Origin of the sequence: Vulcanisaeta moutnovskia 768-28 (assembly GCF_000190315.1) — an archaeon.
In the GTDB taxonomy this organism is placed as follows: domain Archaea; phylum Thermoproteota; class Thermoprotei; order Thermoproteales; family Thermocladiaceae; genus Vulcanisaeta; species Vulcanisaeta moutnovskia.
On record NC_015151.1, the window covers coordinates 578,573 to 602,508 of the forward strand.

Below are 23,936 nucleotides of genomic sequence, written 5' to 3' on the forward strand. Positions count from 1 at the left end.
GAACTATTATTTATGAATTGAATTATGATCATTTATATGATTCGTGAAAATAATTAAATTAATAAATGTATTAGTTGTGAAAAATATACTAAAACATTAACGCACTTTCTGAGAAATTAATTTAGAAAGGTTTTTAATTACTAAGTGCGGTGAAAGTTTTGCTCTCATCAATAACTCAACTCCTTGGTGATTTCTATGACCAAGCGCTACCTAGTACTGGCGATACTTGCCTCGGCCTTATGGGGAATATCATATCCAATTACTTACGTAGCCCTTAGATTCTTTGGTGCTGATGAATTAATAGCAACGAGCTATCTATTCTCCATTTTATTATTAACGGCATTATTGTATTATAATTATGACACTGAGTCAATAATTAAGGGCTTATTATTGTCACCAATAAATTACATAATTACGTATTTATATGTGGAGTTATCGAATAATGTTGGTGGCTTAACGGCTCTTGTAAGCTCAAGTTATATAATACCGTTGATAATCATTAATTACATAAATAACGAGGGAATCAACATTAGGCACATAATATCTGCAATCACACTGCTTAGTGCATTATACTTATTATTTCAGGGCTATGGTGATCCTATATACATAGCATTACTACTCATGGTTATGAATCTTATTTACACAATAGTTTTGGCTAAGATTAATAATATTGATATAATAAATTTCGTATTTGGACAATCATTGGGTACGTTAGTAATAGCATACTTAACAATGCGAAAGTTCATTATGTTATCACTTATTTTTGAATTGAATTACTTCTATTATCCGTTGTTACTTGCCCTAATCGGTAATGTAATACCCTATACACTATATGCGGTGGCGATTAGGCACGTAGGACCTGTTGAAGTATCATTAACATCCTCAGTTGAAACTATAAGTTCATTAATAACCTCAATACCAATGCAACAACTACCGGCTAATCCAGTGGCTTGGACATTATTAATAATATCAATACTATCATTAAATATTGAGTTAAGAGAATTTGAAATGAAAGGAAGATCAATACTAATAAGCGACTATACGCCTAGCCATCAACCAATTAAGGAAGTTTCACTATGGAGTGGGAGATTCAAGGATAGTTTAGGGTTTGTTGGTTCATGTATAATAACGAAAATACCTCGAAAGAAAAAGGTGATATAGCTACGGCTCGAGCCTATATCTATCCCTTGGATAGAGTACGACTTCTCGAATATTACTCCTCTTTAATAACACCATTAATAATCTATAAAGCCCCATACCCCATCCTGCATGTGGTGGCATGCCATAGTCGTAAATCATTAAGTGATTCTCGAAACTCTCCGGATTAAGACCTTTCTTCTTTAATGCATCCATTAATTGCTCCTTAATGTGAATTCTACTGCTTCCCGATGCTATTTCCAAACCATCTATTACTAGATCAAATGATTCACTTATCTTGGGATCCGAGTCAAGAGGCTTTGTATAGAAAGCCCTTAAGTCCGTTGGGAAGTGTATTATAAAGAATGGTTCTACGATCTCTTCGCTTAGGATCTCCATGCCATTTTTCGGCACATCTTCACCCCAATTAATCCTTAAACCTCTCTTACTTAGTATATCCAACGCTTCATCGTATGTAATCTTCCTAAATGGTCTCTTTGGGACCTTAACCTCTATTCCATATTTAGCTAGCTCATTACCATATAACCTACTGACTCTATCATAAACATTAACAATTACATCCTCGAGAATCTCCATAACATCCATATAATCGGCAAAGGCCTCCTCAATGTCTACGGATATGAACTCATTAAGATGATAATTAGTATTATGCTTTTCAGCCCTATATGCAGGTGCTATCTCAAATATCCTCTCAAGGCTCGCTGTCAATTCCTCCTTATAAAGCTGCGGACTCTGGGCTAAATAGGCAATCCTCTCAAAATACTGTACAGTGAATAATTCAGCGCCTCCCTCAGTGCTTGTTACGATTATTTTCGGCGTAAACACCTCTATGAAATCACGGCCATACAGCGTCTCTCGAATGGCACGAACAGTTTCACTTTCTACCCTAAATATTAACAAATTAAATGGCCTCTTAAGATCTATTGACCTGAACTTTAATCGAGTATCTAGATCAGTCTCCACGGAACCCCATATATCTATGGGCAAGGCTTTCGACTTAGCAATAACCTGTATTTCACTTGGAAAAACCTCAATACCAGCCTTAACTATCTTACTCGCTCTAACAACGCCCTTAACCGCTATAGCATCCTCCCTATTTAATGATGGTATCATTGACCAAACACTATCTGGAGCAACACCCCTCTTTATTGTTAATTGAATAAAGCCCTCCCTATCCCTAATTAATATGAATTTTATATTACCGAGATCTCTAATGTCCCAAACCCAACCAGTCAGTATGACCTCCTTACCATCCAGTTCAGGCGTTAAGTCTTTAGTCCAGTGAGTTTTTCTTAAAGGACCCACGATCCACTTACAGATTTGGGGATTTAAAAATTATGATCACTTAGTAATCTCAACCCTTATATTTGTACCACTAATCTGACTAAGAACCTTAGCCAACTCACTCGGTCTAAATGGCAATCTCCTAAGCTCGTTCTTAGTTATCCTGACAACAGTTTCTGTGGTACCATCAGGCAGCCAGGACGTTGATACAGTGAGTATTCGGGCGGGCGATGCCAATTGCGTAGCTAATTCATTCACATTAACACCCTTCTCAACAACCTTAACTCTCTTATTCAATGTCCTCTCAATATCATGTTCAATCTGCTGCACTATAGACCGAGGAAGCGTCTTTACACCCTTAAGTACTACAATTACCAAATCACCAACTTCATAGGACTTAACATACTCAACATTCTTCAAAATCTCATCCATCTTGCCGGTGGCTATGTTTAGCAATGCATCGCTGACATCAACATCAAGCATAGAATATTCCCCACTATCAAGCAAAGATTGGCACTTCTGGCAGAACACCCTAGTCTTAACGCAGAATGTACAAAACGGTATTTTCATTCGACACTCATAAAAATACCTGGCTTAATAAACCTTATGCCTTAAGATAATATGAATAGTTAATCTTCCAAAGGAGAACGCGACAAAACCTTATTATCTGGGATTGCTGCATTAAGGATTGTGTGAATGATGCAATAATAGCCTTAAATCTCAGGAAGAAATTCGTTAGTTATGAGCGTATTGGCTTCATAAGAAGGAGAAAAATCATAGTTGAAGCGCTGAAGGGCGTGTCCTTCAATGTTAAGTGGGGTGAGGTATATGGGTTACTGGGGCCAAATGGAGCGGGTAAGACAACAACCGTCAAGATACTGGCCACCCTATTAATTCCTGATGATGGTTATGCCATGATTAATGGGCATGATGTAGTTAAGGAAGCAAACATTGTTAGGAGCATTATAGGCTTGATTCTTTACCCAGACAAGGGCTTTTACTCAAGACTTAGTGGGTATGAAAACCTCGTCTACTTTGGTAAGCTCTATGGGTTAAGTAAATCCATGGTCGAGACAAGGGCTAGGGAGTTAATGAGACTCGTTGGCCTTGAGAATGCAATGAATAGGCCCTATGAGGAGTACTCACTTGGTATGAGGGCTAGATTGGCCATAGCTAGGGCGTTAATTCATGATCCGCCTGTGTTATTTCTCGATGAGCCAACCATTGGTTTAGACCCAATCTCTGCGAGGGAGGTAAGGGAATTGGTAAGGAAACTAAGAAACGAGGGCAAGGCGATACTCTTCACAAGCCATAACCTTTGGGAGGTGGAGGAGATTTGCGATAGAGTTGGTATAATAAATAATGGGAAAATGATCATTGAAGGATCACCAAGGGATATCAAGGATATGCTTGGATTAAAATACACAATTGAGATCGAGACTCAGATTAATGGACGTGTAGAAATCATACGTGAAGAAACTACGAATCCTATTGATACACTTCGTAAAATAATAAATGAAGCTGAATCAAGGGGCTTAAGAATAGGTAAGGTAAGGATTAATGAACCATCGTTAGAGGAAGCTTTTGTCAGGGTGGTTGAGAATGAAGGTAAGTAGACTAAGTATACTCTATGCAGTAATGATAAATGAGCTGAAGATAATAAGTAGGGAGCCGGGTGGCTTAGCGTTGCTAATAATACTTCCATACTTTGTTGCTGGTGGTATGGCCTTCATAGCCTCGTTTTTCGTGAAGATAACCAGTGGTGTTTTCCTTAGGCAATTTATTGGGTTCGAGGTACTAATGCTATCAATGATAATGATGCAAACAGGGGCTCGATTTCTATGGGAGGAAAAGAGGGGTGGACGGCTTGAGTTTTTGCTTGCAACGCCAACAAGTATGTACATAGTGTTATTTGGTACGTCTATGGTAATGATAATAATGAACATAGGTGCCTTCACAATAGCTTCCTTGCCATTGTTCTATGCAGAGTATGGATTGGTCGGAACCATAAAATTAGCATTGGCGTTGCTCTTATTATTCATTGGGTTATTGCCTCTTTACGGGCTTGGCTTATTAATAGCGGGGCTTGTTATGAAATTGAATGACGCCGATACAGTAATGAACATCTTAACACCAATATTAACAATACTCTCTGGAACTACGTATCCAATATATGTATTGCCATGGTGGATCAAGGAACTTATCTACGTATTACCTATGTATATTACTTTCCACTCTATGTACCTGGAGAGTGCTAGTCATGAAAGTATCACCTTTATTGTATATTTAATAATTGCGACAATAATTTACCTATTACTCGGTGTGACTTCGTATGCCAAGCTTGAAAGAAGCTTTAGGAGCAGGGGTATTTAGGGAACTAGGTGTTGAGGTATGGAGAGGCTTACGTCTGTTGTTCTCTAAGCCATCATCGATAATGATAAATATTGTAACGGCACCATTATGGCTCGCATTCTTCATACTAACCCTCAGGGGGTTTGGAGTGCTTACCTTAGGCATGCAGATTCTTCAATTATTTTTATGGGCGGCATATGCCTTCGCCTTATACTCAAGTTGGTTATGGGGGTTTGGTAATGGAATAATTGAGGAAGGTTATGAAGGGATCCTTGAAAACGTCATGTCCACTGTAAACAACATACTAATTCACGTAATTGGTTGGGGTATTGCATACTCCATATATACATTGCTTGATCTTGTTGCACTCGTGGTTAGCTTCTACATAATATTTGGTTTAATAATTAGTATTAGGGATCCCATACTCCTCATTATATCCATAGTGCTTGCATCTTTACAATTACTCTTTATATCAACCATATATGCAATGCTCGTGATTAAGCTTAGGTCTAATTGGGTTATTACAGACATAATGCAATTCCTAATGCCCACATTGGGTGGATTAATACCGAGTGAGACGAGTAGGTACGTAACGATGATAAACGAATATTCACCAATAGCTTACCCATTCATACTAATGCGTGAGTCAGCCCTGGGATACTTGGAGTTACCCATACCAATTATTTACCAGATAATTTACTCAATAATCACAGTGACATCTCTATTCATCATAACGGCGATACTCGTAAGGATATTCGATAGGCGTTTAAGGGAGGAGGGTAAGTTAGGTCTTACGTGACCTAGCCCTACTTACTCTGTATACCATCACTATTATCAGTATTATTATTAATAGGAATGCTGCATAAATTATGAATTCATACTTAAGTATGGTGCTTACGAGACTTATCTTACTAATATCACCATTCATTATGGCCTGCACTAATAGGTATCTCGATAATTGAGCCAGTGGGTCGTATTGCCTTGATGATTCTTGATACTCATTAACGATCTTATTAATTAAGCCCCAATTACCGCTTGTTATTGCGTTACCTATTGTTGAGTTTAGGAATGGTGGATTCCCCAATTCATTAAGTATCTCCTCAGCTTCAAAGTACGTTGGTGGCACAACAAAGACGTTGAGTAAGGACTCATTAGTAACGCCAAGATAATTAATACTTAGTATTAGGGTGGTTGATCCTAGGTATTCTGGTGTGAATGTACTTGTTCCATTAATGAGCACCGTAGCTGGCACTTTCGAGTTATTTAGGAAGGTGGCGTATGCCGTTACCGTTTCATTCAGTATTAGTGGTATTCCCTCGTAATAACCAATAATGTTGCCAAGCCACATGTTTAAGTAATCCCAGTAACTAATGGCTTCACTGGTTAATGTATATGATGATGCATTAATGTATAGGGCGCATTCATTATTAAACCCTAGACTTAGTGAGGTATTAGCCATAACCGTGGTTGTTTCATTCAAACAACCTTGAAGCGTAAGGTTCACTGGCAATTCTATCGGAGGATTATCAATTATCGTTATGTTTATTAATTCGGCACGACCAATAATCACTAAAGGTTTCACCTGTACACTTAATCCATTTATCTCCACACTTGCTGCTGTGATGTTGCTCGAAGACCATATACCGAGTTTAACGTTTATTGTGAATATACTTGGTATTGCGGGTTTAACGATTATACTTATTAACGTTGATTTGCCTGGTGGTAAATTAACCGTCATTGATGAGTATAAAGAACCATTTAAGTAAGTGTTTAGTAGCCCTCGGTAAGTAAGTGTTGGTGGCATTGTTACATTTACGACTACATTAAGTGTTTGCGGATAAATGATTATTGCTGGTGATTCAAGACTTATTATTGGTGTTGGTCTTAAAATTGTTATGTTACCGAAACCAGTATTTATGGTTAATACAGTATAATTCATAGGTAAGGTATACATTACCTGTAATGTTGAGTTGCTTATCTCATGGCCAAGGACCACATACTTATATGGACCATATACACTTAGATTTGCAAACACATATTCATTAGTACCCGTTATATTCCATAAGTAATTAATCACGTTTATTAATGGATACACTATACTAATCCCTGTATTAATTGTAGTATTCGTGATGGAAAGTACGATATAGTACTTTGTATAAGTCATGTTTAATAAACCCCATGTAATGCTCTCGCTATTACATGGCACCAGTACGCTGCCTACATACGTATTATTCACATAAAGTACACCCTTATAAAATACTGGATAATTAGGGCAGGACTTCGGTGTCATTAATTCGATTGTTGCATTTATTAAGGCCCAGTGTGGCGCTAACACTGTAATCCTTGGTAATAACTTTATCGTTGGGCTTGTTATATTTACTTTAATTACGGTTATTGTGTATGTACTATAATTAACGTAGACCGAACCAGCAAGACCTCTTATCATTGACTGTAATACCCCTACATTAATAATGTAGGTATTAATCACTGTATAGTTATCATTTAAGTAATACGTAGCGTTAGTGATACCTACCTGTACAGGCACTACATTATACCCAAGGGTTATTGCAGTGCTTGGACTGTTGTATAGGTAAATATCACCTTGACTACTTGATACCGTGGCGTTTGTGAAGAAATAGACCCTAACTGTTGATGCACCTGGACTTAGCGTTAATGTTTCATTAGATGGCTCAAAATAAATCATTGGTTTATACATATTTGTTGGGCTTGGTGGTGATGTAATCATCACATTCGTGATTAACGTCATATTATTTGGATTGTTTACCGAAAATACTAGGTAACCAAGACTATTACTTGTTAAGTATAACGTGGATGATGTTATTAACGACATTGTTGGCTGCATTAATGTAACGTAGGCAAGTGCTGTTGAGTTTTCATACGTCACGTTTATTGCATAGGTGCCCCAGGTAATTCCCGTAAATGCTATACTTACATAACCATTATTTGCACTTACCGATGTGCCATTAACGTATATTGTGCCTGTGATCGGCGTCGTTCCATACGTGACGTATAACTCCAGCGTTAGTGATTGCTTCATTACGTTGTACGTGCCATTGACTATCCTAGCCATTACGCCTGGGGTATAACCAATCGTTAATGTGGCGGTTTCACTGTTGGTTGTTGGGTTGACCACTGCCATGTATAGTGTCGTGTTTGTTATCGAGAATGCGGAATTGAGTTCAATGTTACTAACAACCGAACCACCACTTGCCGTGATTTCTATGGTGCCTGTGGCAGGTAGCTGAACCTCGTAATACTGGGCACCGAGACCTTGGAGACTAACGCTAAATGAGTAAGTACTGCCGCTCATACTTATTGTTTGGAAGCTTGGGTAGTAGGTTGAACCGCATAAGTCCTGCCCATGAACTATTGAGGTTAGATATTGAACATAGTAATTATCTAGCCATGAATTAACAACACTATTACTACTGAACACGTTTTGCTCAATCTCTGCTGGTCTAATGCTATTTGCAATCAGCCAGTATATGAAGGCTGAGTAATAGTACATGTTTATTATTGGCTTCCCTGAGTAGTCATATGGGTCATACTCATACTGATTATATTGGAAGTAGTCCTGGGCCAACGGGCATTGATTCGTGTAGTAGCTCGCCGTGCCCTCAGCATCAGCCTCTATGTACCACGGGTAATTCTGGGGTATTGTTATGTATTGTATGTATGCCCATTGAGATACATGGACAAGCTCATGATAAGCCGTATGCTCAAGCCATTGACTCGATAAGCCAGCACTTATATTTATATATTCTATACAAGTACTAGTTATTTGCCCGGTACTTGTATAGGTGTACTCCCACTCAGTTATGCCTGCCTCTGACCCTGAGAGAAAAGGTACTACGTACACTATGTATTGGCTTCCATTACATGGTGGCGCCATTTTCATGCCCAAAGTAGTGGTATATAGTGAGTATGCCTGCTCGAGGTAGTTATCTAGGGCTTGGTCATATAATGAACCTGCATTTGCTAAGTCATAAACTAGGAAGTGCGTACTATCCACGGAAGGCGTTAATGCCCTAGTGCTAATTGACATGAGAATCAAGGCAATTAACGCAATAAGTAAGAACCTTCCACTTAATGAAACCATGAAACCATTCTTGCGGCTCACATTTATATTTAATAATTACCTTTATATTAAAGTTATTAAAAACTTTCAATTTTGTAATAAAAATAATACTTTTTAAATCGCAGTATAATCACCGAAATTAGTGCATGATGTGAGAGGCAGTATCATGAGAATTACGGATGCATTAAGGAATTCATTCAATGACGTACTGATAACAGGCTCTTACTTAATAAATAAGGTATTTAGTATTAAAACAAGTCCTGAGAACACGATTAATGAAGCCGAGGCTCTCTCAGGCATGTTTAGAGATGTAGCAGTGTTAATTGATGATATTGGCTTCCTAAACTCCCTAGGCTCCCTAGGTGTTGCTAAGGTTAGGGGCTCACTTACAGTATTCGTTTATGACATTCATGACGTGAGACCATTCTGTAATTTAATGAACTTGCCATGTCTAGAGCCCTGGGATCAAGAGAGCCTAAGTAAGGCTATTAAGGAGAGCCGAGACTATAGTGAAGCTTTTGAATTGCCGTATGTTGTGAGACTAGGGCCTTGGTTAAGTATAGGTGAGAGTGTTAGTGGCATTGGTGTTAGGCATAGAGAACCTACGTTCAATAAGAATTGGGGTGAGACTATGCGTTGGGGTCTTAATCGATTATTGGATGGTGTCCGTAGAGACATGCCTGAGGAGGTTAGGGTTAGGTCCCGTGATAACATTACTATCATTAATAAAGGCGATGGTGTACTTGTTTCGGGTTCTGCATGGCCGTTCATTAAGGACCATATTGATAGAGTCAGTAATTACTCAATAGTACTGTCATTATACGTAAATCCACTGCCTAAGAATTCAATTAATGCTAAGTATGTGGTTGATCCTGGTGATTACCTAGTGAGAGAATTGAGCGTTAATAAGCTTATGAGCGAAGATATCGATAAGTGGTATAATGATTTAATCAATAATATAATCCAGCAATTCTTTTTTCGAGAACCAGGAGACCCATTAATGATCATTGAATGGCTCTTTTCAAAATATAGGAGGCAGGGTGAGGTACCGATCATTGCAATTGATCCAGCATATGCACATTTAATTGATATTGAGGGATTAACACCGAGCTATGACATGCTTCCCACATTCTTTGAACCAAGAAGTTTTGATCAAATAATCGATATCGTGATAAACCCATTAATGGCAGTTCTAGCATTTCTAAAGTCTGGGTATAACTATGGTAGGCTAATAGCTGTGGCTAATCCATGCACATTGATGAACCAGGAAAAAATTATACGGGAAATCATCGACATTAAGAATGAATACCTCATTATAATTCCGTTGATTAAGGATGAATGTAAGGACGCTATTAATGTTCTTTCCCAGATAGGCGTTAATTACAAGGTCATAAACTATGACCCAAGTACTCCCTTAGCCTCGTTATCAGGTCTTTTAAGCATAATTAATTCACGGGGTATAGTCATTGTAAATATCATAACTAATTCCATGGGTAAATACATGTTTAAGATTGATGATGAGTATTGCGATAACTGTGGTGATTGTTTACGAATTAAATGCCCTGCAATTCAATTAAGTAGGAAGCCAATAATTGATACTAAGATATGTATTGGCTGTGGCATTTGCCAGTTGGTATGTTCGAGAGGTGCTATAGTCAAGATTCCATGAAAAATATTAAATAACGTGTACTTGAATCTACGTAAAATATATATTATATATAGTAATTTTTTCACTATTCTTGATATATAGCAAGTGTACTCTCCCCACCTCATAAGTATTTAAACCCTTCATAATGATTGAAAAATGTATGATGAACATAAAGTCAATAATTAGAAGTATACGAGCATTTCCAATCCAGTTAAGGAAAGATACGATTACTAGCAGTTACTCGGAAAATATTGAGATTAATGCAGCCCAGTATGGTCGAAACACTGAGCATTTAATGATAATACCAACGCCATATGCATTACCAATAATAATGCCCATATACGTAAATGAGAGAGTTGCTAGAGAATTAATTAAGGATCGTTATTACATACTACCGTAACAAAATCATAATGCAAGTCTTTTAAAGCCTGTTACACATTGCTTTCTTGTGATGAGACGACGGTCTCTTGAACTGTGATGATGGGTAAGTAACTGAATTTCCTGCGTTCATAACCTTTAAAAGAAGTCACGTTTATATCCATGAATGAGAAGGGATCATTGTTGCGCAATATAAGAAATAACATTAGGTATTACGTAACAGGTAACGTGGGAATTCTATTACTTACTTGGTTCCTTTATGCAATTGGTAATGCATTAACAATACCTTATTTTTCAATTTACTTAAAGATGCTTGGTGCTAATGCCATAGATATTGGATTAACATATTCCATTTCAATAATTGCTCAGTTAATCACTGTGATACCAGGTGGGTACTTAACGGATACATTGGGCCGCAGATTATCAATAATAATAGGGACTTGGTTAATAACCATAACTTCGTTCCTAATGGTTATTGCACCCAATTGGCAATTGCTCGCAGTCTTTTATGCCATAAACATGGCCGCTGCGTTTTATCAACCCGCACTACTTGCAATCTTGATAGATTCATTACCACGGGATAGGTACGCCAGCGGAATCTTAATCACATCAATACTACCTCAAATACCCTGGTTAGTATTACCACCAATTGGCGGCTTTCTAATTAATAAATATGGATTGCTTGGTATTAGGTTTGCGTATTTAATCTCATCAATAATATCGACAATCGTAGCAGTAATTAGGCAATTAGCCATTAAAGAAACCTTAAACAATAAATTAAGCAAAGCATCCCTTAGGGAGTTCCTGCATTCCTATTATCTTTTAAGGAATATCATTAATTTACCTAGTGACTTGTTGATCACTTATATCTCAGCCTTAATAATAGCAATTGCGGTGATGCCCGTTAATACATTACTATCTATATACGTTGTTTATAAACTAGGACTAAGTACAGTTTATTGGGGTTACTTAGTATCGATTTCATACGCAGCATACATAATAATAGGCATTTTCTTAATGTTTTATGTCGATAAGTATAGAAATAAGTTGCTTATTTCAGGGATTATAATAAATACGGTGGGTAGCGCAATAGGATTACTTGAAAATGCATACTCAACCATAGGATACCTACTCCTACTTCAGATCGGTACTCAGTTAGCCATGACAGCAATACAGAGCAAGTTGGGTAGCAGTATTAGTATTGATAGGAGGGGTTACGGAATGAGCATGTTAATAGTGTTTCAATTGGTTGGACAAACAATCGGTAGTTATGTAACAGGTGAATTGTATAAAGTAAGTACAGGGTCCATATTCTTAATACCGCTTATTCTCTCACTTAGTTCGATAATGATGATTAGCCTGTATAGGATGAAACTTAATAGGTAGTGATTGTATTACGATTTTAATGAATCATTAGTATTTAATTATAGATTTAACGAAAAAATTATTTTCCCAGTAATTATCATTATTCTACATGATTACCATCAGAGCACCAGGTAAGGTAATATTGTATGGAGAACATGCGGTGGTTTATGGCGAGCCAGCCCTGGCAATGGCTATAAATAAGTACTTATACGTAACTGCAAGGGCTAGAGATGATAATAAGATAAACATAAATGCAAGGGATCTAAGATTGGCAGGTATTTCAGTAACAATTAGTGAGGGTGGCGACGTTGTTGCTAAGACAGATTATGGGGCTGTTATTTCCGCATTAAGTTATGTTAAGAGAGCCATTGAATTAGCCATGGAGTACTTAGATAAGAAAGTGGGTATTGACTTAGAAATACGGTCAGAAATGCCCGTAGGCGCTGGTTTAGGCACATCAGCTGCTGTGGCTGTTGCAACAATATTGGCATACGCTAAAGAACTAGGTTATGATATTGATAAACGTGAATTATCGCGATTGGCTTGGCAAGTCGAAAAAGATGTCCAGGGTTCCGCAAGCCCCACAGACACCACCATGGCCACCTTTGGCGGGATCATGTACATAAAACCCGAGGGTAATAATACGGTGATGGAGCCCGTAAAACCTGGGGCTAATGTTCCATTGATTATTGGTTATGTACCAAGAATTAGTACTACCAAGGATTTGGTTGCTATGGTTAGGAGAAAGTATGAGATTATGAGAAACATTATTGAACCTATAATAAAATCGATAGGCTTAATCACCAAGAAGGGCAGGGAAGCCCTGGAGATGGGTGATCTAGAATTAATGGGCACTTTAATGAATATTAATCACGGGTTATTAGATGCCCTGGGTGTATCGACTAGGCAACTGAACGATATGGTCTACGCAGCGAGACATGCAGGAGCCCTTGGCTCTAAATTAACTGGTGCAGGTGGTGGTGGATGCATGATTGCCTTATCTGATAGGATCGAGGTTGAGAAGGCTATAGAGCTTACCGGCGGCTCCGTGTTAAGGGCTGGTTTAGATACTAATGGCGCCACGATTGTTAGTAATGATTAATCACACGTCTCAAGAGCAAAAGTGTTTATTAAGGGTACTTAGTATCGATTACTTAGCGATAAGTGGAATGCAGGTAAGCACTATTTACATACCTGATACATCAGTGTTTTTGGATGGTAGTTTAAAGGAGGCAATATTAAGGGGCAATATTAGGGGTAGGTTACTAATACATACCGAAGTCATTAGAAGGTTTGAGAATGAAGCTAGAGCTGGAGGTGCATTGGGATGGTTAGGTATTAGGGAATTGAATTATATAATGGATTCAATAAATAAACTTGGCCTTGAGGATGTAAAGGTAGAGTATGTATCAATATTTCCTAAGTCGATTTCAAGGCCGGATCAGCATTCTGTTGATGAAATCGTTAGAGAATTAGCTAGAGAATTAGGTGCAATTTTAGTAACTAGTGATGAGATGAACTTTGAGATCTCGCGAGCAATGGGCATTGAGACGTTGTTCATAGGTCAGCATAAGGATAGATTAGAGATAGAGAGGTTCTTCGATAATGATACTATGTCTGTGCATCTAAAGGAGGGTTCAATACCCTATGCCAAGAAGGGTAGGCCGGGAAATTGGCAATTAGTGCCTCTTGGTAATGAACCACTCGGTAGGGAGTACCTTGAGAGAGTAGTTAGGGAGTTGATATCAGCATCGTTAATGGCCGATAGTAATACTAGAGTTGAGATTAGGAGGGAGAATTCATTAATAATACAACATGGTGAGTATAGGATTGTCATTGCGCTACCCCCTGTATCTGACGGCATTGAGATAACTGCCGTAAAACCATTAATTAAGAGAAAACTTGAGGAATACGCACTTCATCCAAGGGTTCTTGACAGGTTGAGCAAACAAGCCGAGGGAATATTAATAGCCGGTCCACCTGGCGCAGGTAAGACAACCTTCGCTCAAGCATTAGCTGAGTATTACATGAGCCTTGGTAAGGTAGTTAAGACAGTTGAATCCCCAAGAGACATGATACTGCCTAATGAGATAACGCAAATATCAAAAACCTATGCCTCATCTGAGGAAGTTCATGATTTATTATTACTATCTAGGCCTGATTTCACAATATTTGATGAAATGAGGGATACGGCTGACTTTCAATTATACATAGACCTTAGACTCGCCGGTGTCGGTATGGTTGGTGTTGTACATGCAACAAGTCCCATTGATGCCATACAGAGGTTCATAGGTAGGACAGAGCTTGGCATGCTTCCATCGATAATAGACACGGTATTGTTTATGAAGGACGGTGAGGTTCAGAAGGTCTATAGCCTTGAACTCACCGTTAAGGTTCCTGAGGGTATGAGCGAGGAAGATTTAGCAAGACCTGTGGTTATTGTTAAGGACTTCATAAATGATGTTGTCGAGTATGAGATCTATGTATTTGGTGAGGAGATTTTTGTAACACCAATTACTAAGTCACGTAGAGTAGGCCAGGCAGTTGGTGATAAGAGATTGATTAGTAGAATTGTTAGGGTTTTGAGGAAGTACGTACCTCCTGAGGAAATATCAATAATTAAGGGCGATGATGGTTCAGTGATTATCCAAGTCCCCGATGCATACATAGGCGCTGTTATTTCTAAGGGTCTACCTAAGCTTGAGAATATTAGGAGAAAGTTCAATGTTCAACTTAAGGTAAGACCAAAAGAACAGTAATGAAACGCAACATATATAAGCACTTTTATAACTATTGACAGGTAATATGAATTCAATAAGGAAGTCAGTGACCACTGAATCGGATGCTTATTCGAATTATAATAATTATAATTACTATGGAAATTATCAAACAGGTAATTACTATAATGATACAATGACCTATTACCAATATCCATACAATACGCAGACAATGCAGTATCCACAGGATCAATATCCATATTACTACTATTATTATGAGGATAAGGCATTAACAGGTATTAATTATTTAGATGCGTATATACTTGGTGGCGGGCTTAAAAGGGGCGAGGTTTATCTAATCGCTGGTGAGGCAGGTACAGGAAAAACAATATTCAGCCTGACATTCCTGAGGACGGGTGCTGATCTTGGTGAAGTTGGCATGTACGTAACGGTAGATGAACCATCAGAGGATGTTAAGAAGGGTGTTCGTGATGCCCTTGGTTGGGACCTTGACTCTTATGAAAGAGGAGGCAAGTTAATAGTGGCGGACTTCAGGACCTATTTTAGAATTTATGCACGTGATGAGAAGATAACCCTTGATCCGAGGGATTTGGCTAAGATGATTATCGAGCAGGTTAAGAAGTATGATGTTAAGAGACTCGTTATCGATCCAATAGCACCATTGATAATAATGAGCCATCAAGATGTCATTTGGATAAGGGAGTACCTTAGGGAACTCGTTTTCCAGCTTAAGAGGATGAAGGACGTGACCACAATAATGACGTCAGAGATACCTACTGGTGAGGAAAATAAGCTTAGTAGATTTGGCGTCGAGGAGTACTTAGCGAGTGGTGTAATAATGCTGTCTCTCAGAGAGATATCGATGGCTAACAGTGACTTTGGGTGTCTAGCGAGGATTATGTTCATTAGGAAGATGAGATGGATGCCCATTAGGCCAATAAAGTTAATATATGAAATAGGGCCTGGTGGTATTTACGTAATAGGCCCCTTAAATGATGAAAATACACTTAATTATTACAAGGGTTATTACTGCGGACAGCAATATTCACAGGGCTATTATTACTATCCACAGCAGCAATATTATACGTCCCAGTACTACGAGACGCAACAATACCCGCAATAAATTATTTATAGGGATTAAGAAAGGACTGAACTGCAGTGGCGCCAAATCCATTGGTTGAGGCATTCACGAACCTGGTTAATAGGATTAGGGGATTGAACTACATAGATGAAGCAACACTGAAGGAGATATTAAGGGAGATACAGAGGATATTATTGAGGGCTGACGTTAGTGCTGATGTCGTTTCCTCAATAACGAAAACCATTGAGGAAAGATTTAGACAAGAGAAGCCTCCACAAGGTATTACATCCAAGGAATTCTTACTATACCTTCTTTACCAAGAATTGGTTAAGGCCTTGGGTGGTGAGGAAGTACCGAGTGTTAACATTAGTAAGAGACCATATAAGTTAATGCTAATTGGCATTGAGGGTAGTGGTAAAACCACAACAGCGGCTAAACTCGCCAGGTTCTATATCAAGAGAAATCTGAAGGTTGGTCTCATTGAAACTGACACCTATAGACCTGGCGCGTACTACCAACTTAAGCAGTTAGCTGAGAAGGTTAATGCGTTGTTTTATGGAGAGGAGGATTCGAAGGATCCTATAGCCATACTTAGGCATGGTCTTGAGTACATGCAACGAAATAAGGTTGATTTAATAATAATTGATACTGCAGGTAGGCATAGGAATGAAGAGGAATTGCTGAAGGAGGCTAAGGCAATTTATGATGAGGCTAAGCCTGATGAGGTAATGCTCGTGATCGATGCAACAATTGGTAGGCAGGCTGCTGCTCAAACCGAAGCGTTCATGAAGTATGTGCCAATACATAGCGTATTTTTGACGAAGATGGATAGTACAGCAAAGGCTGGCGGTGCATTAACATCAGTAATAAGAAGTGGCGCGAGGATTAAGTTCATCGGTATCGGTGAGGATATTGATGAGGTAGAGATTTTCGATGCTAATAAATTCGTTTCAAGACTACTAGGCATGGGCGATCTTGAGGCATTGATTGAGAAGGTAAGGGCTATTGAGGAGGAGGATAAAATAATGGAGGAGATTGAGGAGGGTAAGATAAATCTACTAACCATTAAGAAGCAGATTGATTCCATAATGAAGCTAGGCCCTCTAAGTAAGATAATGGAGTTACTACCAGCAAGTATGCTACCAATGCAGTATAGGACTGTTATGCTTGATGAGGAGAAGGTAAGCAATGCCCAGGAGATGCTTAGGAGATGGAGACACATACTTGATTCAATGACTAAGGAGGAATTATTAAACCCAGAAATAATTAATGCCTCTAGAATACGTAGAATAGCCAAGGGCGCTGGTGTAACTTCCAAGGACGTTAAGGAATTACTGAATTACTACCAATTAATGAGGAAGATGGTTAACCAAATAAAGAAGTCACGTAGAAGACTAGGCAGATTAACCAGTGAGTAAGTTATAATTGAATTAATGGGATGTACAATTCCCTTTCAGTTAAGCCACCATGTTGTCCTCTGAAAGTTAATAACTCCTCATTATCAGGCCTATACAGGTAAATAAAGGCTGAACCGCTATTTGGTATGAAAATCACGTCACTAATCCTATCAGCAATATCACTTGAGACCTCACCAAATAAGCCCATACTCATTGCCTCATCCTTACTGAGAAAATGCCCATTTATATTATACTTATTAAGTAACGTTATTAATTCATTAGTATTTGATCCATCATTTAGCCTTAAGTAAATAGCCCTTGCATCGCCATAAGGTGGTGTATCTAACAACTTCATTAGGCCCTGTATATCATTAGCCTTAATATTGTTCTTAATTTCATCATGACCGTGATCTGCGGTTATTAAGACCGTGAAATTAACCATGTACTTCTTAGCCATTTTAATTACTGAATCAACCGTCTCCCTAATTACAGCACCACATTCCTCAGAGTTAGGGCCATACTTATGTGATGCAGAATCTACGGTAGTTATATAGATATGCACGAAACTCGTTTCGTATTCATTAAGGAATTTAGATGCGTTTATTATTGCGTCGTATGGTGTCGCGTACTCCACAATTTCAGCACCAGTATAGGTGATTCTTGATAAGCCACCAGATAAACCCTTAGGTACGTAAACCCTACTCCTTATACCCATATTACTCAATTCCTCAAATATTGTCGATTTCACTGGAAAGAACTTTTTCAAGTCATAACCCATTTTATGAAGACCGTCCCTCTCACCAATTATTGGACCCATAGATAACGTGTTAATTATAGCACCAAGCTCCTTAACATATAAGTTAGGGCCTAAGACACCGTGTTGCCCGGGGCTTAGACCAGTGAATAATGTTGTTAATACCGTGGATGTTGTTGTGGGAAATACCGTGGTTATTCTATATAGCCTACTCACAGGTAATGAATCACCCATGGTGTTTACTAAATCCTGGTAACTAAGCCCATCGATTAGTATTAGGACTACGTGGTTGTTAAGATCAAGGTCAAGCCTTAACTTAGGGCCTCTAGGCACCGCGCCGAAGTGTGACAATAACGTATTTGCCAAGTTTTGAATACTAAGACCTGCGTAATTAGGTACTGCAAACTCATCCATCAATCCTAATAATATAATTTATTTTTTAACAATTCCCATGAGATAATAGCTCAAATACTAACCTTGATCCTATACCTAGTCCTGCCCCTAACCACTGTTAATTCAAACGCCCTATTACCCTCAATGAATTTCCTGGCTAAATGTACCTTTAGCTGAATAATGCTTGATAATTCCTCGTCGTCTATTGCCGTAATTACATCACCCTGCCTAATACCAGCATCATCAGCTGGTGAGCCAGGTAAAACACCAACCACAAGCACGCCCTTTTCCGTGGGTATCCTGAAGTACTTCGCCATGGGCTTACTCAAATCAATACCATATATACCTAACCTAGGTCTAACAACCCTACCAAACCTTAGTATTTCATCGATAGTTAACTTAACCAGGTTTATAGGTACGGCAAATCCTATTCCCTGGGCACCGGCTATTATTGCGGTGTTCATACCGACAACCTCACCATCAAGATCAAGTAAAGGACCTCCAGAGTTTCCTGGATTAATTGCGGCATCCGTCTGTATTAAACCCTCAAGTACACCCACAGGAGTTCTTATGCTTCTACTAATTGCTGAGATTACGCCTAAGGTTACCGTGGGTTCTCCAAGCAAGCCAAGCGGATAGCCAATGGCAATCACCATTTGCCCTACCTTAAGCTTATCAGAATCACCAAGTTTAACGGACTTAATTGATTTAGCACCCTCAACCCTTATTAATGCTGCATCAAACTCGGGATCTCTACCTAATAATTCGCCCTCGTATTCATCACCCTCTGGTGTAACTATGATTAATTCCGCAGCGTCCTGCACGACATGATTTGCCGTGACCACATGCTTGTCATCAATGAAGAAGCCCGTACCAAGCCCCCTAACTGGTGCTGCGTTTAACCATTCATCAACCATTAACCTTGTCGTTATTATACTGACAACTGACGATTTCATCTCATTAACGATATCTATAATCCTCGATTCTATATCCTTACTCACAAGTACTTTGCGCCCTTAATATATTAAGTATTATGGTAATGAAAAATATGATTTATTTATCCCCTCTTTGAGGATGCTATGGGAAAATGCGTAAAATATGTGCATTATGCGGTAGGGAGACTGACATATTAATTGAGGGATTATGCCCAGACTGCTATAGAAGGACTCATCCATTGGCAAGTGTAAAGAGGGAGATTGTTGGTATCGTGAGATGCCCAAGTTGTGGTGCAATCCTTTATAAGGGAAGGTGGGTGAAGGATCCGAAGATTATTGAGAAACTGATACTAGAGTCCATAGAGTATCAAGGTAAGGTCACAAGCGTTTCTATTGAAAGCCTTGGATTAAGGCATGGATTAAACAATGCCACGGTTAAGATTAGGGGCTCTGTTCATGAACTTATTAATGACTATGATGAGTATGTACAGGTTAAGATTAGGTATAGTGAGGAATTATGCCCAAGGTGTAGAGATATGATTAATGAGAAGGAGAAGGCCATTATTCAGGTCAGGAGTGTAATCCCCATGGATGGACAATTAAAGAGGATAATTATTGATATTGTGAGGAAAGAAACTATTAAGGATGAAAGAAGTGGCTTCTTAAAGATTGAGGATGCGTGGGAAGGACTTGATATTAAGCTCTCAGATCAGGGTCTTGCAAGATCCATAGCCTACAAAATACATAAAACAATACCAAGCAGGGTAATTGAGAGCCAAAGTGTGGTTAGAGGTCGTGGAGATAAGGTAATCACGAAATTAAGCATTAGTGTGGTCTTGGTTCCTTTAAACCGTGGTTCAATAATCATGTACTCAAATAAGCCTTACTATGTTCTCGCCTACTCACAGAATACTATTAAGTTAATGGAATTAGCTAGTAAAGAGATCGTGAATATTAAATTAAATGATATTATTAAGAGCGAGATCTCGATACCGAACTATGAAACCAAGTGCATTGAGAACAAAAACTCAAAGAATTTAGAGATCACTATTGATAATGATAAGTACGTACTTAGTGGCATGTGTTAATTACAAAGGTTGGGTTTATAAAGACATGAAATTAATTATCGTAAATGCCCAAAGAGAATCAACAAGGAAGTAAGGTTCGCCTACCGGAGGAGGGTGAAATGCTTGCTAAGGTAATAGAACTTGTCGGTGATGATAGGGCAAAGGCCGTTTGCCAAGATGGTAAGATTAGACTCGTGAGAATACCAGGTAAGTATAGAAAGAAGATGTGGCTTCGAATTGGTGATTACATCCTGGTTGCACCATGGGACTTTGAACCGAATAGGGCCGACTTAATCTATAAGTATGAAAAGGGTGAGGTCAATGAGTTAAGACAAAGTGGTTATGCCGATATTTTAAACCAATTAGACGAACTAGCGGGTTAATTTATTTTAAACCAAGCCTCTTAATGAGCTCCTTAGCTATATCCTCGGGACTCCCTTCAATGAATTGGCGTAAACGTTCACGAGGCCTTAACTCCCTTAGCTCCGTCACGGCAGTTAATGAACCCTTAAAGCCAACCTCATCCTCAGTAAGGCTTAGGTCCTTAATACCCCATACTGTTGTCTTGAACTGGCTCTGGGCCCACTGCAACCTCTCAAAATCTGGAAATCTAGGTGTATTTACACCGAGTTCTACTGATATTACGGTAGGCATCTTAACCTTAACAATCTCGTATCCTCCCTTAATAGTCCTCTTGACAATTATTGAATCTTCGGTTACATCAATGACCTGAGAAACATATGTAACTGCTGGAATACCCAACCACTCAGCTATGCCAGGAGGTACTTGCCCCGTTGAACCATCCTCACTCTCCTCACCAGTAATAATAACCGAATAATCACCTATCTTTTTAATAGCGGCCGCAAGGACTCTAGAGGTTACAAAGGCATCGGAGCCACCCAATGCTTTATCACTTATTAATACCGCGTCATCGGCGCCCATGGCTATGCCCATCTTAAGGAATTGATCCCAGAATTGCGGACCCATGGACAGTATGATCACCCTACCTCCGAACTTCTCCTTTAATTGTAGGGCTAGCTCCAGGGCATTCTTATCCGCTGGATTTATCTCATTAGTCGCCTTTGATCTGTCGACAGTCTTAGTGACTGGATCAAACCTTATCTCCTCGGGCTTTGGCGTTACCTTCATTGTAACTATTATGTTCCTGAGAGAGACCATCACTTACCACCCCTCAACTCCTTTATCAATGCCTTAAGCAAATCGAATAAGTCAGCCACAATACAGTAATCACAGTTCTCAAATATTGGTGCCTCCCTATCGGTATTAACCGCAACTATTGTGCCGCAATCCCTGATACCATAGATAAAGTGTGGGGCACCGCTGGCGCCAAATACGAATACTGTCTTAGCTCTTAACGAAATACCTGTAGTGCCTATTTGATAATCCCTAGGTATTATACCCATGTCTGCAAGTGGTCTCGTTACACCAACAGCAGCACCAATTAGGTTTGCGAATTCCCTAATTAACTCTAGATCACCACCAGTTCCAAGCCCAGCCACAACAACCTTCTCGGCCCTTGATAAGTCTGGCATTGGTGAGGTCTTCTTCTCTACAAGCTCTATTCTGTGACCCTTCAATACATCCTCAGGAACCGCTTCCTCGATTACGGTAGCCTCCTTATCACTTAACCTGGCTTCATAGGTTCCTGGACTTACAGTGGCCATTTCAGGCTTACCACCTGTACAAACCACAGTAGCGACTATATTACCGCCAAAACCAGGTACTGCAGTGACCAACTTCCTATCCTTTTCATCAATATCAACCATAATTACATGAGCACTCAAACAAGCTCTAAACCTAACGGCCAGTCTACCCGCGAGATCCCTCGAATTCCTAGTAGCTGGTAATAATAAGTATCTAGGCCTGTACTTATTAACTAAGTAAGTCATGACCTCAGTATAGGCATCACTATTGTAATGCCTTAAGTCAGGGTGATCAACAATGATGAGCTTATCGGCACCATACCTAGAGGATTCCTTGGCCATGTCCCTTAATTCATGGCCTAATAATACGCCGAGAACATCCTCATTAAATCTTCTACCCAGTTCACCTGCTCTCGTCAAAACCTCAAGTGAAGCCCTCTCCAGCTCACCGTTGTCCTGCTCAATAAATACGAATATTCCTCTCCACTCGCTCATGTTAATCACCCATAATACTGTCTAGGAACTCAACTAGGTCCATAACCTTCATGTTAGTTTTCACGACCTTATTCGCATCCTCAAGCATCCTAAAGCAATAGGTGCATGCTGTAAGCACGATGGATGCACCAGTATCGATGGCCTCCTTCAACCTGCGCTTCGATAAATCAGTGGATACTCTAGTCTCAAGGGTTATACCCCCACCACCAGCACCGCAGCAAAGGGATTTCTCCCTTGAGTGAGCCATTTCAACAAGCCTAACACCAGGTACTGATGTGATTACTCTCCTGGGCTCCTCAATAATTCTCTGATGCTTAGATAAGTAACACGGATCATGATAAGTCACGGTAATGTCTGCCTTCTTATCAATCTTTAACTTACCACTACGTATAAGTTCATCAAGCAATTCAACGTAATGAACAACCTTAACACCCTTAAGATACTTCTTAAGTGAGTACTCACAGTGTGGTGATAATGTCACTATTACTGGAGCCTTAACACTACTCATTATTGAGTCCCTCAACTTTGCTGTGTACTCCTCGTAGAATACTTTGTTACCTGTATGCTCAATAATGTCACCACAGCAAGATAAACCAGTGTACATGCCTACCTTGAGGCCGGCCTTGGTCAATACCCTAATCAAGGCCTTAATGTGCTTCTGAACTCTTGGATCTCCAATTGATAAACAGCATGGATAAATAACCACATCTGGGTTTTCATTATTAATTAGACCACTGAATTGAGCTAAGAATCTTCTTTTATCAGTGACTGTGTAACCCCAGGGATTCTGGTTCTCATAAATCTTCCAAAGTATCTCATTAATCTTTGTTGGGAATACCTTGGACTTCATCGCCATTGTTCTAATTACCTCCACAAGATTCACAATTTCAACGTTGTTAGGGCATAGGGTTTGGCAGGTGCCACAGGTTACGCAGTCCCAAATGACCTTGTAATCCTTTGGATCAACGATACCAAGCTGAGCCTTCTTAACAATTAGCCTAATATTATATGACTCATCAGTTATTGGGCAGTAAGTACTACATGTACCGCATTGATAGCAAAGGCTTAATGTGGGTACTATCTTAAGGAGCTCCTCCCTAAGACCAAAGTTAACGGTTACTGGCATGT

Annotated in this window: 21 protein-coding genes; 13 read left to right on the plus strand and 8 right to left on the minus strand. The window is 39.2% G+C overall.

Going from position 1 to position 23,936, the window contains the following annotated elements:
* The first annotated feature begins 195 nt into the window (after positions 1-195).
* Positions 196-1,161 carry a DMT family transporter gene (locus VMUT_RS03190; RefSeq protein ID WP_013603988.1) on the plus strand — a complete coding sequence of 322 codons (966 nt, stop codon included), beginning with the start codon at positions 196-198 and terminating at the stop codon, positions 1,159-1,161.
* Here the strand turns inward: VMUT_RS03190 and aspS are convergent, their stop codons facing one another.
* Positions 1,162-2,463 (minus strand): aspartate--tRNA(Asn) ligase, encoded by a 1,302-nt coding sequence (gene aspS / locus VMUT_RS03195; RefSeq protein WP_013603989.1) that lies wholly within the window; start codon positions 2,461-2,463, stop codon positions 1,162-1,164.
* Positions 2,464-2,499: 36 nt separating this feature from the next.
* A complete protein-coding gene (locus VMUT_RS03200; RefSeq protein WP_048056837.1) occupies positions 2,500-3,012 on the minus strand; it encodes a transcription elongation factor NusA in 513 nt (170 codons plus the stop codon).
* A gap of 122 nt (positions 3,013-3,134) precedes the next feature.
* Here VMUT_RS03200 and VMUT_RS03205 point away from each other — a divergent pair, with 122 nt between their 5' ends.
* The 3 genes from VMUT_RS03205 to VMUT_RS03215 are packed head-to-tail and all read left to right on the plus strand — an operon-like array spanning position 3,135 to position 5,593.
* On the plus strand, positions 3,135-4,058 hold the full coding sequence (locus VMUT_RS03205) for an ABC transporter ATP-binding protein (RefSeq protein ID WP_013603991.1): 924 nt from the start codon (positions 3,135-3,137) through the stop codon (positions 4,056-4,058).
* A complete protein-coding gene (locus VMUT_RS03210) occupies positions 4,045-4,815 on the plus strand; it encodes an ABC transporter permease (RefSeq protein ID WP_237699702.1) in 771 nt (256 codons plus the stop codon). The genes VMUT_RS03205 and VMUT_RS03210 overlap by 14 nt, the downstream gene beginning before the upstream one ends.
* Positions 4,775-5,593: a hypothetical protein gene (locus VMUT_RS03215; protein WP_048056838.1), complete on the plus strand. Its 819-nt coding sequence runs from the start codon at positions 4,775-4,777 to the stop codon at positions 5,591-5,593. The genes VMUT_RS03210 and VMUT_RS03215 overlap by 41 nt, the downstream gene beginning before the upstream one ends.
* Here the strand turns inward: VMUT_RS03215 and VMUT_RS03220 are convergent.
* On the minus strand, positions 5,579-8,935 hold the full coding sequence (locus VMUT_RS03220; protein ID WP_237699703.1) for a hypothetical protein: 3,357 nt from the start codon (positions 8,933-8,935) through the stop codon (positions 5,579-5,581). The two genes, VMUT_RS03215 and VMUT_RS03220, sit on opposite strands and share 15 nt — an antisense overlap.
* Positions 8,936-9,035: 100 nt before the next feature.
* On the opposite strand from VMUT_RS03220, the gene VMUT_RS03225 reads away from it, so the two are divergent.
* The 7 genes from VMUT_RS03225 (at position 9,036) to VMUT_RS03255 (ending at position 17,521) form a co-directional block, all read left to right on the plus strand.
* On the plus strand, positions 9,036-10,562 hold the full coding sequence (locus tag VMUT_RS03225) for a 4Fe-4S ferredoxin (protein WP_013603995.1): 1,527 nt from the start codon (positions 9,036-9,038) through the stop codon (positions 10,560-10,562).
* Between the two features lie 139 nt (positions 10,563-10,701).
* Positions 10,702-10,941: a hypothetical protein gene (locus VMUT_RS03230; RefSeq protein ID WP_013603996.1), complete on the plus strand. Its 240-nt coding sequence runs from the start codon at positions 10,702-10,704 to the stop codon at positions 10,939-10,941.
* Positions 10,942-11,081: 140 nt separating this feature from the next.
* Entirely contained in the window at positions 11,082-12,305 is a 1,224-nt protein-coding gene (locus VMUT_RS03235) for an MFS transporter (RefSeq protein WP_013603997.1), read from the plus strand.
* Between the two features lie 88 nt (positions 12,306-12,393).
* A complete protein-coding gene (gene mvk, locus VMUT_RS03240) occupies positions 12,394-13,386 on the plus strand; it encodes a mevalonate kinase (RefSeq protein WP_013603998.1) in 993 nt (330 codons plus the stop codon).
* A gap of 67 nt (positions 13,387-13,453) precedes the next feature.
* Complete coding sequence (locus VMUT_RS03245; protein WP_013603999.1) at positions 13,454-15,043, plus strand: PINc/VapC family ATPase; 1,590 nt, start codon at positions 13,454-13,456, stop codon at positions 15,041-15,043.
* 46 nt (positions 15,044-15,089) lie between these two features.
* Positions 15,090-16,145, plus strand: a complete 1,056-nt coding sequence (locus VMUT_RS03250) for an ATPase domain-containing protein (protein ID WP_013604000.1) — start codon at positions 15,090-15,092, stop codon at positions 16,143-16,145.
* A 35-nt stretch (positions 16,146-16,180) separates the two neighbouring features.
* Positions 16,181-17,521 (plus strand): signal recognition particle protein Srp54, encoded by a 1,341-nt coding sequence (locus VMUT_RS03255; RefSeq protein ID WP_013604001.1) that lies wholly within the window; start codon positions 16,181-16,183, stop codon positions 17,519-17,521.
* 1 nt (position 17,522) lies between these two features.
* Here VMUT_RS03255 and VMUT_RS03260 read toward each other — a convergent pair whose 3' ends face one another.
* Together VMUT_RS03260 and VMUT_RS03265 are read right to left on the minus strand one after the other, a co-directional pair.
* A complete protein-coding gene (locus VMUT_RS03260; protein ID WP_013604002.1) occupies positions 17,523-18,668 on the minus strand; it encodes an alkaline phosphatase family protein in 1,146 nt (381 codons plus the stop codon).
* Positions 18,669-18,718: 50 nt separating this feature from the next.
* On the minus strand, positions 18,719-19,648 hold the full coding sequence (locus tag VMUT_RS03265; RefSeq protein WP_013604003.1) for a S1C family serine protease: 930 nt from the start codon (positions 19,646-19,648) through the stop codon (positions 18,719-18,721).
* A gap of 86 nt (positions 19,649-19,734) precedes the next feature.
* Here VMUT_RS03265 and VMUT_RS03270 point away from each other — a divergent pair, with 86 nt between their 5' ends.
* Together VMUT_RS03270 and VMUT_RS03275 are read left to right on the plus strand one after the other, a co-directional pair.
* Positions 19,735-20,670 (plus strand): 60S ribosomal export protein NMD3, encoded by a 936-nt coding sequence (locus tag VMUT_RS03270; protein WP_013604004.1) that lies wholly within the window; start codon positions 19,735-19,737, stop codon positions 20,668-20,670.
* A 44-nt stretch (positions 20,671-20,714) separates the two neighbouring features.
* Positions 20,715-21,032: a translation initiation factor aIF-1A gene (locus VMUT_RS03275; protein ID WP_013604005.1), complete on the plus strand. Its 318-nt coding sequence runs from the start codon at positions 20,715-20,717 to the stop codon at positions 21,030-21,032.
* 1 nt (position 21,033) lies between these two features.
* On the opposite strand, the gene VMUT_RS03280 is transcribed toward VMUT_RS03275, so the two are convergent.
* Genes VMUT_RS03280 through VMUT_RS03290 form a run of 3 tightly spaced genes read right to left on the minus strand, consistent with a single transcriptional unit; the run spans position 21,034 to position 23,934 of the window.
* Entirely contained in the window at positions 21,034-21,828 is a 795-nt protein-coding gene (locus VMUT_RS03280; protein WP_013604006.1) for an electron transfer flavoprotein subunit beta/FixA family protein, read from the minus strand.
* Positions 21,828-22,808, minus strand: coding sequence for an electron transfer flavoprotein subunit alpha/FixB family protein (locus tag VMUT_RS03285; RefSeq protein ID WP_013604007.1), 981 nt, complete (start codon positions 22,806-22,808; stop codon positions 21,828-21,830). The genes VMUT_RS03280 and VMUT_RS03285 overlap by 1 nt, the downstream gene beginning before the upstream one ends.
* A gap of 1 nt (position 22,809) precedes the next feature.
* Positions 22,810-23,934 carry a (Fe-S)-binding protein gene (locus tag VMUT_RS03290; RefSeq protein WP_048057153.1) on the minus strand — a complete coding sequence of 375 codons (1,125 nt, stop codon included), beginning with the start codon at positions 23,932-23,934 and terminating at the stop codon, positions 22,810-22,812.
* Positions 23,935-23,936: the final 2 nt, after the last annotated feature.